Origin of the sequence: Roseovarius gaetbuli (genome assembly GCF_900172365.1) — a bacterium.
Lineage (GTDB): Bacteria > Pseudomonadota > Alphaproteobacteria > Rhodobacterales > Rhodobacteraceae > Roseovarius > Roseovarius gaetbuli.
Genome location: NZ_FWFJ01000042.1, coordinates 1 through 14,253, shown reverse-complemented (window position 1 = coordinate 14,253; position 14,253 = coordinate 1). Strand labels below are relative to the sequence as shown.

Below are 14,253 nucleotides of genomic sequence, written 5' to 3'. Positions count from 1 at the left end.
ACAATTCTGCGCCGTTAATAGATAGATTACCTGCAGCCCCTTATGATACGCTCTCTACGGGACAGCAAGAAACCCACATAAGAAAAGCACAGGCAATCAGGCACATTCGACCATGTTCAGAACCGCCAGACCCACATCGACGCTTCATTCGGCGCTTCGTATCGCCGAGTTGATCTATCATTCGGTCGTTCGCAGTATCCGCAAGGGCCATAGCAATGCCGTCATGGCATTGGTGATGAACATCACCACTGCGGTGATCATGGTGCTGTCGTTCTACCTCATGTTCTCGGTGCTTGGCCTGCGCGGCGCTAAAATGCGGGGCGATTTCCTGTTATTCATGATGTCGGGCATTTTCATGTACCTGACCCACATCAAGGCCATGAGCGCCGTGGTCGGAGCCGAGGGGCCATCGTCGCCGATGATGCAGCATGCGCCAATGAACACAATCATTTCGATCAGCGCCGCCGCCATCGGCGCGCTCTACATTCAGGCGCTGTCGATGTTCGTGATCCTGTTCGTGTATCACGTCGGCTTTACCCCGTTTGACATCGAGCGCCCGATCGCGGCCTTCGGCATGCTTTTGCTGTCATGGTTCAGCGGCGTCGCAATCGGCCTTGTCCTGCTGGCGATCAAACCTTGGTTCCCGACCTTTGTATCCCTGTTCGCCACAATCTATCAGCGCGCCAACATGATCGCCTCGGGCAAGATGTTCGTGGTCAACACCCTGCCCGCCTTTATGGTAAGCCTGTTTGACTGGAACCCGCTGTTTCACATCATCGATCAGACGCGCGGCTTTGTGTTCATCAACTATATGCCGCACAAGACCTCGCTTGAATATCCGATCTACGTGGCCATTGCCTTTCTCGTGATCGGGTTGATGGGTGAATTCTATACCCGGCAATATGCATCAAGCAGCTGGAACGCCCGGCGCTAATCCACCACCCGACAGGTCAGGTTTATCCGCCCGGTCCCCTGAAACAGCGCCGAGGTGCCCGGCCTGATCCGGTCAATCCCATGATAGCAAAGCCGCGCCGCGCCGCCCATCACCACCACGTCACCAGAGTTGAGCCAGACCGAAGAGGTCGCGCCACCCTTGGTGTCGCTGCCAATACGAAACAGCGCATCATCCCCAAGGGACACGGACAAAACCGGCCAGGCAAAATCGGCCTCGTCGCGATCCTGATGCAAACCCATGCGCGCGTCAGACGTGTAGTAATTGATCAGACAACAATCGGGCATCCTTGCGGGGCTAACCAGAGCGCGCCAGATATCAAGCACAGCAGGCGGGATCGTCGGCCACGGCCCGCCCTTGGGGTGCGCGCCCTCGTAGCGATAGCCGCGCCGGTCCGAATACCAGCCATATTTACCCGCCGATGTCATGCGCACGCTCATCGGCTTTCCACGCGGTGTCCGGGGCGTGAAAAGCGGAGCCTGCGCCACGACATCGCGCAAATCCTGCACCAGGGCCGCCTGTGCATCACCATCAAGCCAGCCTTCGTAAATCTCGCACCCGCGCACGTTTAGCGTCGGTTCTGCCATCTTGATCGCCTCTTTTTTGCCGGGCTATGTGCAATTTAGTCCAATTTTGCGGAATCCACACCCTTGCACCGCTTGCAGGGTTACATAGGCCTGCCTATATACGCCGAGAAACACGGGACAAGTCTTGTCTTGCTCCGTTACCCAACCGGGGATCTGATGCCGAAACGGGTCAGGTTTCCGCCACATCGCCTAAGTATGAAGGGATCGAACACATGGCCAAAGTTATTGGTATTGACCTTGGAACCACGAACAGCTGCGTCGCCATCATGGATGGCAGCCAGGCGCGGGTGATTGAAAACGCCGAAGGCGCACGCACGACACCGTCGATTGTCGCGTTCACCGAGAACGAGCGCCTTGTCGGCCAGCCCGCCAAACGCCAGGCCGTGACCAACCCCGAAAACACCGTCTTTGGTGTCAAGCGTCTGATCGGCCGTCGCGCCGATGATGCGGACCTGGCCAAGGACAAGAAGAACATGCCGTTCAACGTCATTGACGGCGGCAACGGCGATGCATGGGTCGAGGCACGCGGCGAGAAATATTCGCCCAGCCAGATTTCGGCCTTCATCCTCGGGAAAATGAAAGAGACCGCCGAGAGCTATCTTGGCGAAGAGGTGACGCAGGCCGTCATCACTGTTCCGGCCTATTTCAACGACGCTCAGCGTCAGGCAACAAAAGACGCCGGCAAGATCGCCGGTCTTGAGGTGCTGCGCATCATCAACGAGCCGACCGCGGCCGCGCTTGCCTATGGCCTGGACAAGGAAAACACCCACACCATCGCGGTCTATGACCTTGGCGGCGGTACCTTCGACGTGACCATTCTTGAAATCGACGACGGCCTGTTCGAAGTGAAAGCCACCAATGGCGACACCTTCCTTGGCGGTGAAGATTTCGACATGCGCATCGTCAACTACCTCGCCGACGAGTTCAAGAAAGAGCACGGCGTTGACCTGACCAAGGACAAGATGGCGCTTCAGCGCCTGAAAGAAGCCGCCGAGAAAGCCAAGATCGAACTTTCCAGCAGCTCGCAGACCGAGATCAACCAGCCTTTCATCTCGATGGGCTCTGATGGCTCGCCGCTTCACATGGTCGTCAAGCTGACCCGTGCCAAGCTTGAGAGCCTGGTCGGTGATCTGATCAAAGCCTCGATGAAGCCTTGTGCCGCCGCTCTGAAAGACGCCGGCATGAAAGCCTCCGAGATTGACGAGATCGTTCTTGTCGGCGGGATGACCCGGATGCCCCGCGTGGTTGAAGAAGTCACCAAGTTCTTCGGCAAAGAGCCCCACAAGGGTGTGAACCCCGACGAAGTTGTCGCCATGGGTGCCGCCATTCAGGCCGGCGTTCTTCAGGGCGACGTCAAGGATGTGGTTCTGCTCGACGTGACACCGCTGTCGCTTGGCATCGAAACGCTTGGCGGTGTCTTTACCCGTCTGATCGACCGCAACACCACGATCCCTACGAACAAATCGCAAATCTTCTCGACCGCCGAAGACAATCAGTCGGCCGTGACGATCCGCGTGTTCCAGGGCGAGCGTGAGATGGCCGCAGACAACAAGATGCTGGGTCAGTTCAACCTTGAAAACATCCCGCCGTCACCGCGCGGCATGCCGCAGATCGAGGTCGGCTTTGACATCGACGCCAACGGCATTGTCTCGGTTCAGGCCAAGGACAAGGGCACCGGCAAAGAGCAAAAGATCACGATCCAGGCCTCTGGTGGTCTAAGCGACGATGACATCGAGAAAATGGTCCGCGACGCCGAAGAGAACGCCGAATCCGATAAGGCGCGCCGCGAGCTGGTCGAATCCAGAAACCAGGCCGAAAGCCTGATCGACTCGACCGAAAAGTCGATGGAAGAGCATGCCGACAAGGTTGACCCGACCACGATCGAGGCAATCGAGCTTGCCATCGCGGCGCTCAAGGATGAGCTTGAAGGCGAAGACGCCGGCAAGATCAAATCCGGCATCCAGAACGTCACCGAAGCGGCGATGAAGCTTGGCGAGGCGATCTATAAGTCGAGCCAGGAAGAGGCCGACGGAGAGCCCGCAGCCGCAGATCGTGCCGATGCTGGCGAAGATGACATCCTCGACGCCGACTTCGAGGATCTCGACGACAACAAACGCGCCTAAGGCACGTTAAGGATTGATCAGGGGCGGTCAGGCAGTATGCCGGGCCGCGCCCTGATGATCCGTCAAAAGGAGATCCCCGATGGCCAAACGTGACTATTACGAAGTGCTTGGGCTTTCCAAGGGCGCCTCGGCGGAAGAGATCAAAAAAGCCTATCGCAAGAAGGCCAAAGAACTTCACCCCGACCGCAATTCCGACAACCCCGACTCTGAACGCCAGTTCAAAGAGGCGGGCGAAGCCTATGATGCCCTGAAGGACCCCGACAAGAAAGCGGCCTATGATCGGTTTGGTCATGCCGCCTTTGAAGGGGGTATGGGTGGCCCACGCCCCGGTGGCGGCATGGGTGGCGGCGGTCAGGGCGACTTTGCCAGCGCCTTTTCCGACGTGTTCGATGACCTCTTTGGTGATTTCATGGGTGGCGGCGGGCGCCCCGGCGGTGGCCGTCAGCGGGCCTCGCGCGGCTCTGACCTGCGCTATAACCTGCGTGTCACGCTGGAAGAGGCCTATTCCGGCCTGCAAAAGACGATCAAGGTGCCCACGGCTGTTGGCTGTGACGCCTGTAACGGCTCGGGCGCCGAAGGTGGCGGCGAGCCGACCACCTGTCCCACCTGTTCAGGTATGGGCAAGGTCCGCGCGCAACAGGGCTTTTTCACCGTTGAACGGACCTGCCCCACCTGTGGCGGTCTGGGTCAGATCATCAAGAACCCCTGCAAATCCTGTCAGGGGCAAGGCCGCACCCAAAAAGAGCGCGCCCTTAGCGTCAACATCCCCGTCGGCGTGGAAACCGGCACCCGCATCCGTCTTGCGGGTGAGGGTGAGGCCGGCATGCGCGGCGGTCCGTCGGGTGATCTGTACATCTTCATTGATGTCGCCAAACACGACCTGTTCGAGCGCGAAGAGACGAATCTTTTTTGTCGCGTGCCCGTGTCGGTCATCAAGGCCGCGCTTGGCGGTGATATCGAGGTGCCCACCATCGACGGCGGGCGCAGCCGTGTGAAAATCCCCGCCGGAAGCCAATCCGGCCGTCAGATGCGTCTGCGCAGCAAGGGCATGCCCGCTCTGCGTGGCGGCGGCACCGGTGATATGTTCATCGAACTTGCGGTTGAAACGCCGGTGAACCTGACCAGCAAGCAAAAAGAGCTTCTGCGTGAGTTCGAGGCCTTGTCGGAAGACAACAACCCCGAAAGCAAAACCTTCTTTTCGTCGGTCAAAAACTTTTGGGATGCGATGAAAAGCTAGGCCCGAAAACCACAGCACGACCCTGAAAAGGTGCGCTTAGCGGCGCACCTTTTTCCTTTTGCACGCTCCACTCCGCCGTGGTTAACCATTCGCTAACCCTGATCAGGCAGGGTTTTGCCATGAGTGATCCACGCGCCTTTTCCGAAATGCCCCTGCCGCTTTTTGTCGGCGACGAAGCGATCGAGGCTGCGCCGCCTGGCGGCGGAAAACAGCCCTCTTACATCCGTGACCATCGCCAGCGGCTGCGCACGCGGTTTCTAAGCGGCGGCGCGCAGGCCATGCCGGATTACGAGCTTTTGGAGCTGGTGCTTTTCCGTGCCATTCCGCGCCGCGACGTGAAGCCGCTCGCGCATCAGCTTATTGAGGCATTCGGCGATTTCAACGGCGTCCTCTCGGCGGCGCCAGATCAACTTTCGGCGCTGCCCGGCGTCGGTGAGGCGGTGATCACCGAGCTCAAGATCGTCGAGGCCGCCGCACATCGTCTGGCACGGGCCAAGGTATTGCGCCGTCAGGTGATCTCATCCTGGGATGCGCTGCTGGATTACTGTCACACCACCATGGCCCATCGCCAGACCGAACAGTTTCGCGTATTTTTCCTGGACCGCAAGAACATCCTGATTGCCGATGAAGAGCAGGCCCAGGGCACGGTCGATCACGTCCCGGTCTATCCGCGCGAGGTGGTGAAACGCGCGCTTCAGCTCAATGCCAGCGCGCTTATCCTGGTGCACAACCATCCGTCGGGCGACCCGACGCCGTCAGAGGCGGATATTACCATGACCCATCAGATCGAGGCCGCGGCGACGACGATGGGCATCACTCTGCATGACCATATCATCATCGGAAAATCCTGCGAAATCAGCTTTCGCTCGGAAGGCCACCTGTGACGCTCATCCGGCCCTTGCGCGTCGGTCTCGCAAACTAGCGCACCCAGACCTCGACCCGGCGGTTTACCTGTCGCCCCCATGCGGTATCGTCGCAGGCCATTGGCATCGCTTCGCCAAAGGCGTCGATTTCAACCGCGATCCGGTCAAAGTTGGCGGTTTCGGCGGCCCGCTTGACCGCGCGCGCGACGGTCTCGGCGCGGCGCATTGCAATATCCCGGTTCGGCCCTGCCGCCCCATCCCCGTCGCTGAACCCCACGAACACCAACCGCCGCGCATCGTATAACCCCAGCTCAAGCGCGCGCGCCAGTTGCTCGACATTCGAGCGCGATTGCGCGTCAAGGCGGACCGACGCCGGTTCAAACCGAAAGGTGGTGGTCAGCCGTTTAAGCGAGGACAGCACCCCGACCATGCGCTGTAACTCCTGCAAGCCAACCTCGGGTCCGGCCTGAGCGATCGCATTGGCAAAGCGGTCGCCCTGCGCGTTGATGTCAATCTCTTCGGGGGCCTGATCGACAAAGCCGGCGCGGCGGATCACCAATTGTGCCGAAGGGTCGCGCAGATAGGCCAGAAATTCGCGCGCCAACTTGGGGAAACGCCGCGCCGGCAGATAAAGAAACAGCGGCGCAGTCAGCGGGTAATCCTCGGTCTTGACAGCACGGCGGGTCGCCGTCAGGGCAAAGCCACAGTCCCCCGTCAGCGCAAGTTCCCAGGTATTGCCCTGTTCGGACCGCATGGTCAGGCCAAGCGCAAAAGGATCGCGCGCGACGGCCTTTGCAAACGCGTCGCCGTTGTCATGGCGGCGCACGCGGCTGTTTTCGGGCAACCCACCCGGCCCGAGCAGGTGATCGACACTGGCCTGCCCGATGCCGGTGCGTTCATCCCAAAGGTGCACGTCAATCGGCGCATCCGGGCCACCAAGCAGGTTCCAATTGGCAAGCCGCCCGGCCAGTACCTCGGCCAGTTGCGGCATGGTGATCCCCTGCACCGGATTGCTGGGCGCCACGACCGGGATAAGCGCATCAAGCGCCAGCACCCGCGCACGCCCCGGCGCCGTCAGGTCGCCAAGCCCGGCGGCCTTGGCATGGCTCACCTCATCTGTGTGCGCCTCGCGCAGGGTCATGGCGATATCGGCCTCATTGGCCAAAAGATCGGCAAACCCCTCATCGGTATTGGTCAGGCGAAAGGTAAACTCGCCGACAAGGTCGCTGGTTTTGCGGCTGCTCAGGGCATAGCTGATTTCATTATCGCCCTCGTCGCGCCGGGTGACATCGTAATCGCCACGAATGGCAAAGGCCTCGATCAGCGCGGGCATCAAAACCTTGCCAATCGTCGGTGCGCCCGAAAACGCAAGCCGCGCCACGAAATTTTCAAGATTGGGGCAACCGGGGCCGTCACAGGCAACCCCTGAGCCATCGACCGTCAGCTCGCCGTAAACCGTGTCGAGGCGATAAAACTCGCCATCAAATCCAAGCAGATTGCCGGAGATTTCGACATCCCCGTCATAAGAGCGCAGGGTCACATCCTGCGCCACCACGGGCAACACCGAGGCAAATACAAAAAGTGCGGCGACAATCGCCGCACGCACCTTTGTCATGGAATGACCCCCGAATGCTGCGGAATTAGTTTCGCGCAACCTTCAGGTCATTGAACAGATTATTCAACACCAGAAAGTCACCAATCCCATCGCAATCGGGCATGGCCAGCACGATATCCTGAACTTTCAACCCGCTCACAGAATCGGTGGCAATGGTTTGGGCCTCTAGATCGCGGCCACAATTGGCTGCGGTCACTTCGGCCTCGACCCGCAGACTGATGTCACCGGCACGCAGCGCGGTCTCGGTCGGAAAGGTATAGACCTCGGCCAAGAGGGCGTTATCCATATCGGGCGCGCCATGGCGGGTCAGAAACCCACCCTCGCCACGCGCGGCGCGCGCCATATCATGGGCCGCATCATCCCAGACGTGCCCCTCATCCCCAAAATCCGCGCCATATTCCAAGGCGTGGATTTTCACGCCACGGGCGCCACCCCACTGCACGACAAAGCGGTCGTAATAGGCGAATGAATTGACCGACGCGGTCGCAATCGCACCCTCGCCATTGCCATTTCCATTGCCAAAGGAGGCAATGAAAACCGCGTTCTCGGCAAGCGCGGGCACGGTCAGGACGCTTTGGCCCTTATCGTCGGTCGCCTCGGTGAACATCATGCCGTTCTGGTGCAGCGTGAATTTCTCGTTGATCATGCAAGGCGCATCAAGGGTGACCTCGACCATCGCGGCGGCCAGCGGTTTTGCGGTCATGCTGTACTCGCAGGAAAAGCCCGGCGCGGCCTCTTCGGAGGGAAGGGTATCGGCAAGCGGCGCATCCTGTGCCACGGCCAATGTGACCGGCACCGCAGGCAAAGCCGCAGGTTCCGCCATGGCCACCGGCGGCGTCGGGGCCGCAGAGGTCAGCGTGATCTGTGAAATCTCGATCTTGGGTTCACCGGCATCCACCATGCCCGCCGCGCGAACGTTGACGGGGCCGTTATGGCTTGCCTGCATGAAATAACCGATGCCAAGCGCACATGCGAGCGAGCCGCCAGCGGTGATATAACGTCTGTACTTGGACATAACACTCTCCCATGCCTTTTAAGGGTCAAGTGAGAGAGTACTGGTTAAACAAGGCTGTCTTGTGGCAAAGAAACGGAGTCATTCCGGCGGGGGCGCTTAGGCCAACCGCCCGTGACAATGCTTGAATTTCTTTCCGGATCCACAGGGGCAAACCTCGTTGCGGCCCGGATTTCCCCAGGTCGAAGGATCAGATTCGACAAACCCCGACGCGGCGGCTTCGGGGGCCTCAGCGGGCGTTGCATCATGGGCAGGCGCTTCCATTTTTGCGCGCTGTGCTGCCATTTCCTGCATCATGGCCTCTTGTTCGGCCTCTGTCATCGGGCGGATCTGGGCCAGCTTTTGGGTCACATCCTCACGCAGGCTGTTGAGCATGGTTTCGAACAGCTGGAACGCCTCGTTCTTGTACTCGTTCAGCGGGTCGCGCTGTGCATAACCGCGAAAGCCGACGACGCTGCGCAGATGTTCAAGCGTCAGAAGATGCTCGCGCCACTTGGTGTCGATGGTTTGCAACAAGACCTGCTTTTCGATCATGCGCATGGTTTCAGGACCAAAGGCCGCGGCCTTGGCGGCCATCATCTCATCGGCGGCCTTTTCAAGGCGCTCGGTGATTTCCTCGTCGTCCACGCCCTCTTCGGCGGCCCAGTCGATCACCGGCAGATCAAGGTTAAGACGCTCGATCACCGCCGCGTAAAGCCCTTCGGTGTTCCATTGGTCGGCATAGGTCTTGGGTGGCATGTAGGTATCGACCAGATCGTCGATCACCTCGCCGCGCATGTCCTCGATGATCTCGGACAGGTCCTTGGCCCGCATGATATCAAGCCGCTGCTTGAAGACCACCTTGCGCTGTTCGTTCATCACATCGTCGAACTTGAGCAACTGCTTGCGGATATCAAAGTTGCGCGCCTCGACCTTGGCCTGCGCGCGCTCAAGCGATTTGTTCACCCAAGGGTGAATGATCGCCTCGCCTTCTTTCATCCCCAGCGTCGAGAGCACCTTTTCAAGGCGCTCGCTGCCGAAGATGCGCATCAGGTCGTCTTCGAGGCTCAGGAAAAAGGCCGACATGCCCGGATCGCCCTGACGGCCGGAGCGACCGCGCAACTGGTTGTCGATGCGTCGGCTTTCGTGGCGCTCGGTGGCCAGCACGAAAAGCCCGCCTGCGGCTTTGACAGCCTCTTCATCGGCGGCATGGCCCTCTTCTATCTTTTGACGGATCTCTTCGGGGTCGACTTCGGGATCGGCGGCAATCGCCTCCATGATCTTGAACTCGACATTGCCACCAAGTTTGATGTCGGTGCCGCGCCCGGCCATGTTGGTGGCGATGGTAACCGCGCCAAGCTTGCCGGCATCAGCCACGATCTGGGCTTCTTTTTCATGCTGGCGCGCGTTCAGAACGTTATGCGGAATTTTCGCCTCGGTCAGAAGCCTGCTCAGCAGTTCGGATTTCTCGATCGAGGTGGTGCCAACGAGGGTCGGCTGCCCTTTGTCATGCGCTTCGCGGATTGTTTCGATGATCGCGTTAAGCTTGTCGGTGGTGGTGCGATAAACCGCGTCATCCTTGTCGATCCGGGCAATCGGCCGGTTGGTCGGCACTTCGACCACGCCAAGACCGTAAATTTCCTGGAATTCCTCGGCCTCGGTCACCGCGGTGCCGGTCATGCCCGAGAGGGTATCGTAAAGCCGGAAATAATTCTGAAATGTCACCTGTGCGAGGGTCACGTTCTCGGGCTGAATCTGACAGCCTTCCTTGGCCTCGATCGCCTGATGAAGCCCTTCGGACAACCGCCGCCCCGCCATCATCCGACCGGTAAATTCGTCGATCAAAACGACATCCCCACCGCGCACGATGTAATCCTTGTCCTTCTGGAAAAGCTTGTGCGCGCGCAGCCCCTGATTGACGTGATGCACGATCGTGGTGCTTTCAGGGTCATAAAGCGAGCGCCCCTCTTCCAGAACGCCACGCGTCAGCAGAAGCTCTTCAAGAAACTCGTTGCCCTCTTCGGTGAAGGTGACGTTGCGGGTCTTTTCGTCAATCGTGAAATGCGCGTCCTGCAATTCCGGGATCAGCGCGTCGATTGTCAGGTAAAGCTCGCTGCGGTCCTCGCTTGGGCCGGAAATGATAAGCGGCGTGCGCGCCTCGTCGATCAGGATGCTGTCCACCTCGTCGACCACGGCAAAGTTATGGCCGCGCTGGTTCATCTCTTCGAGCGAGGATTTCATGTTGTCGCGCAGATAATCAAATCCAAGCTCGTTGTTGGTGGCATAGGTCACATCGGCGGCGTAGGCGGCTTGTTTCTCGGCCTCGGGCTGTTGCGGATAAACGACACCGGTGGTCATGCCGAGGGCGGCAAACACCTTGCCCATCCATTCGGCGTCACGCCGCGCAAGATAGTCGTTGACCGTAACCACGTGAACGCCCCGCCCCGACAGCGCATTCAGATATGACGGAAAGGTCGCCACAAGCGTTTTACCTTCACCGGTCTTCATCTCGGAAATGTTACCTTGATGCAGGAAAATGCCGCCCATCAACTGAACGTCAAACGCCCGCAGGCCGAGCGCCCGGCGCGCCGCTTCGCGACAATTGGCAAAAGCCTCTGGCAAAAGCGCGTCAAGCGTTTCGCCCTCGGCAATCCGCTTGCGAAATTCTTCGGTCTTTTCAATCAGCCCGGCGTCGCTGAGCGCTTCAAACTCGGGTTCAAGCGCGGTGATCTTGTCAACCAGCGGCCGTGTCGCCTTGATCTTGCGGTCATTCGGCGTTCCGAAGATCTTTTTGGCGACCGTTGAAATACCCAGCATTTTTTATCCGTTCCGGTGTTTTGACTATCCGTGAAAGGCAATTACTTGCCCCGCATCCCCGGCCACCCTACAACGGGCCAAAGAGCGCGGCTTTGCCTTTACCATAAGGCGATGTAAGGGGCCGCCGGAAGAGTGTCAACGTTGCGCACCCGCGCAGCCGCCATTGCAGTATCGACAAAGGAATATCTTCATGTTCGCACGCCTACGCCTTTTGTCCGCCACAGCCCTGATCACGGGCCTCGCAATCACCACCCCCGCCGTCGCGCAAGACGCGCCGACGCTGGATACGGTGATGGCCTCGGTTGGCGATAGCGAGATCACTCTTGGGCACATGCTTGCCCTGCGAAACGGCCTGCCTGCGGATTACAATCAGCTTCCGCCAGAGGTTCTGTTCAAGGGCGTTCTGGATCAGCTGATCCAGCAAACCCTGTTGATGCGCGCCCATGAAGGCCCGCTGTCGGAGGCCGCCAAATGGCGTCTTGAGAACGAAACCCGCGCCGTGACGGCCGGTGACGTGATCGACCGCGTACTTGAGGCCGCGCTGACCGATGAGGCGCTGCAAGCTGCCTATGATGCCCAGTACATTGGCGGCGATGAGGAAACCGAATACAAGGCCGCCCATATTCTGGTCGAGAGCGAAGACGAGGCCAAGGCCCTCGTGGCCGAGCTTGAAGGCGGCGCGAATTTCGCCGCGCTTGCGCAAGAGCATTCCACCGGCCCCTCAGGCCCCGGTGGTGGCGATCTTGGCTGGTTCAGCGATGGCGTCATGGTTCAGGAGTTCTTTGATGCCGTGGCCAAGCTTGAACCCGGACAGGTGTCGCCCCCGGTGCAGACACAATTTGGCTGGCATGTGATCAAGCTCAATGAGACCCGCGTCAAGGAACGCCCCTCGCTGAACGAGGTGCGCGATGAACTGGCCGATGGCATCCGCCAAGAGGCCTTTGACGCCTATGTCGCAAATCTTGAAGACGCCACCGAAGTCACCCGCACAGACATAAGCGCCTATGATCCGGCGCTGATCAACAACACCACTCTTCTGGAGAAATAAGCCATGGGCGCCACCCCGCCGCTTTCCCCGCTTGCACCCGCCGCCTTTCCCGATCTGCCGAGCATTGGCGGAGTGAGCTTTGCCACCACATCGGCAGGCGTGCGTTATAAGGACCGCACCGATGTGATGCTTGTCACGCTTGCACCCGGCACGGCGATAGCGGGGGCGTTTACGCGCTCTGCCACGCGCTCGGCGGCGGTGCTTGATTGCCAGGACAAGATTGGCGGCGACCCGGCCAAGGGCGCGGCGATCATCGTGAATTCGGGCAATGCGAACGCCTTTACCGGGCGTCTTGGCACGGATTCGGTCGCGGCCGTGACCGGCGCGGTGGCCGACCGGCTTGGCGTGCCGGTGGCGCGGGTGTTTTCATCCTCGACCGGCGTTATCGGTGAGCCGCTGCCGCATCAGCGCATCATCGACAGTATCGACACGCTCAAAGGCGCCCTGAGCCATGATGGTATCGGTGACGCTGCCCGCGCGATCATGACCACAGACACCTTTCCCAAGGGCGCGTGCGAGACGGTGGTGATCGACGGTCAGGCGGTGCATATCGCCGGGATCGCCAAAGGCTCTGGCATGATTGCGCCGGATATGGCGACCATGCTTGTCTATATCTTCACAGACGCCGCGATTGATCAGGAAATCCTGCAAAGCACGGTCAGCGCGCTGAACCGGACCACGTTCAATTGTATCACCGTCGATAGCGATACCTCGACCTCTGACACCCTTCTGGTGGCCGCAACCGGCGCCTCGGGCATCCGGGTGACCGAGAATAACATCGGCTTCATGGAAGGGCTGCGCCGTGTCATGCTCGACCTTGCCCATCAGGTCGTGCGCGACGGTGAAGGCGCGACCAAGTTTGTCGAGATTTCCGTCACCGGTGCCGCAAGCGACGCCGAGGCCCATGTGCATGCCAAATCCATCGCCAATTCGCCGCTGATCAAGACCGCGATTGCAGGCGAAGATCCCAATTGGGGCCGGGTCGTGATGGCGGTGGGCAAATCCGGCGCGCGCGCCGATCGCGATACTCTGTCGATACGGTTTGGTGACATGGTTGTGGCCAAGGATGGCTGGGTCAGCCCCGACTATGACGAGGATCGCGCCGCCGCCTACATGAAGAATCAGGAGATCGAAATTCATGTGGATCTTGGCCTCGGCGGCGGCACCGCCACGGTCTGGACCTGCGATTTGACCCACGGGTATATCGACATCAACGCCGATTACCGGTCGTGATATTGGCCCCGAAAGTGCGCCCATGAAGATCGTTCTTGTCTCTGCCGTTGCCCTGATCGACGTCGATGGCCGTATTTTGCTTGCCCAACGCCCTGCCGGTAAATCCTTGGCGGGGCTGTGGGAATTTCCCGGCGGCAAGGTCGAACCGGGCGAGAGCCCCGAGCACGCCCTGATCCGCGAATTGGAAGAAGAACTTGGCATCAACACCTGGGCAAGCTGTCTGGCGCCGCTGACCTTTGCCAGCCACTCCTATGACGACTTTCACCTTCTGATGCCGCTCTTTGCCTGTCGCAAATGGGAAGGCACGCCACAGGGGCGCGAGGGCCAGACCCTGAAATGGGTGCGCGCGCAGGATCTCAAGTCCTATCCGATGCCCCCTGCGGATATCCCTCTCATTCCAATTTTGCGCGATTGGCTTTGACAGCGCCCTGAATGCCACGTCACGTTATTGGTCGTTGAAAGCAAATTCCCCGGCTGGCGCGATGCCTGCTCGGATTTTAGCCGAATCTTCAGAGAATTTAGTAGTGTTTTAAAGATTTTGATCTAACCTAAGTTTTAGTATCCACGCCGTGGAGCAAACCCTCCGACTTCCAGTCGGACCCGCTTCAGCGTGAAAGAATCGCTTTATGATCGTACCCTCAGAAAAATGAGCCGCAGCCGGGTCGGAGGCTCATTTTTCTGAGGGTACGATCATGCAATATGACACCGGCAAACACTGCGTTTTCTATCACCGCTACCACATCGTCTGGTCGACCAAGTACCTTTATAAGGTGCTGACGGGGGCACT

General features: G+C 59.5%; 11 protein-coding genes and 1 pseudogene. 8 read left to right on the top strand and 4 right to left on the bottom strand.

The genetic code is table 11. The annotated features are described in order from the left end of the window. Positions 1-112 precede the first annotated feature (112 nt). The gene (locus tag ROG8370_RS16120) at positions 113-934 is read left to right on the top strand and encodes an ABC transporter permease (RefSeq protein ID WP_085828200.1); all 822 of its coding nucleotides are present in this window, start codon (positions 113-115) and stop codon (positions 932-934) included. On the opposite strand, the gene ROG8370_RS16115 is transcribed toward ROG8370_RS16120, so the two are convergent. Then, positions 931-1,539 (bottom strand): alpha-ketoglutarate-dependent dioxygenase AlkB family protein, encoded by a 609-nt coding sequence (locus tag ROG8370_RS16115; RefSeq protein WP_085828199.1) that lies wholly within the window; start codon positions 1,537-1,539, stop codon positions 931-933. The two genes, ROG8370_RS16120 and ROG8370_RS16115, sit on opposite strands and share 4 nt — an antisense overlap. 212 nt (positions 1,540-1,751) lie before the next feature. On the opposite strand from ROG8370_RS16115, the gene dnaK reads away from it, so the two are divergent. The 3 genes from dnaK (at position 1,752) to radC (ending at position 5,783) form a co-directional block, all read left to right on the top strand. Continuing rightward, positions 1,752-3,662 carry a molecular chaperone DnaK gene (gene dnaK / locus ROG8370_RS16110; protein WP_085828198.1) on the top strand — a complete coding sequence of 637 codons (1,911 nt, stop codon included), beginning with the start codon at positions 1,752-1,754 and terminating at the stop codon, positions 3,660-3,662. A 79-nt stretch (positions 3,663-3,741) separates the two neighbouring features. After that, positions 3,742-4,899 (top strand): molecular chaperone DnaJ, encoded by a 1,158-nt coding sequence (gene dnaJ, locus ROG8370_RS16105; protein ID WP_085828197.1) that lies wholly within the window; start codon positions 3,742-3,744, stop codon positions 4,897-4,899. A 119-nt stretch (positions 4,900-5,018) separates the two neighbouring features. Beyond that, a complete protein-coding gene (gene radC, locus ROG8370_RS16100) occupies positions 5,019-5,783 on the top strand; it encodes a RadC family protein (protein WP_085828196.1) in 765 nt (254 codons plus the stop codon). A gap of 34 nt (positions 5,784-5,817) precedes the next feature. Here radC and ROG8370_RS16095 read toward each other — a convergent pair whose 3' ends face one another. The 3 genes from ROG8370_RS16095 to secA form a co-directional block, all read right to left on the bottom strand. After that, the gene (locus ROG8370_RS16095; RefSeq protein ID WP_085828195.1) at positions 5,818-7,377 is read right to left on the bottom strand and encodes a substrate-binding domain-containing protein; all 1,560 of its coding nucleotides are present in this window, start codon (positions 7,375-7,377) and stop codon (positions 5,818-5,820) included. A gap of 25 nt (positions 7,378-7,402) precedes the next feature. Continuing rightward, positions 7,403-8,392 (bottom strand): hypothetical protein, encoded by a 990-nt coding sequence (locus ROG8370_RS16090; protein ID WP_085828194.1) that lies wholly within the window; start codon positions 8,390-8,392, stop codon positions 7,403-7,405. A gap of 96 nt (positions 8,393-8,488) precedes the next feature. Further along, entirely contained in the window at positions 8,489-11,185 is a 2,697-nt protein-coding gene (gene secA, locus ROG8370_RS16085; RefSeq protein WP_085828193.1) for a preprotein translocase subunit SecA, read from the bottom strand. 190 nt (positions 11,186-11,375) lie between these two features. Here secA and ROG8370_RS16080 point away from each other — a divergent pair, with 190 nt between their 5' ends. The 4 genes and pseudogenes from ROG8370_RS16080 to ROG8370_RS21635 all read left to right on the top strand — a co-directional run. Continuing rightward, on the top strand, positions 11,376-12,233 hold the full coding sequence (locus ROG8370_RS16080; protein WP_085828192.1) for a peptidylprolyl isomerase: 858 nt from the start codon (positions 11,376-11,378) through the stop codon (positions 12,231-12,233). A gap of 3 nt (positions 12,234-12,236) precedes the next feature. Continuing rightward, the gene (argJ, locus tag ROG8370_RS16075; protein ID WP_085828191.1) at positions 12,237-13,466 is read left to right on the top strand and encodes a bifunctional glutamate N-acetyltransferase/amino-acid acetyltransferase ArgJ; all 1,230 of its coding nucleotides are present in this window, start codon (positions 12,237-12,239) and stop codon (positions 13,464-13,466) included. Positions 13,467-13,488: 22 nt separating this feature from the next. Continuing rightward, positions 13,489-13,887, top strand: coding sequence for an 8-oxo-dGTP diphosphatase MutT (gene mutT / locus ROG8370_RS16070; protein WP_085828190.1), 399 nt, complete (start codon positions 13,489-13,491; stop codon positions 13,885-13,887). Between the two features lie 271 nt (positions 13,888-14,158). Continuing rightward, positions 14,159-14,253, top strand: a pseudogene (locus ROG8370_RS21635) (IS200/IS605 family transposase); the annotation flags it as partial.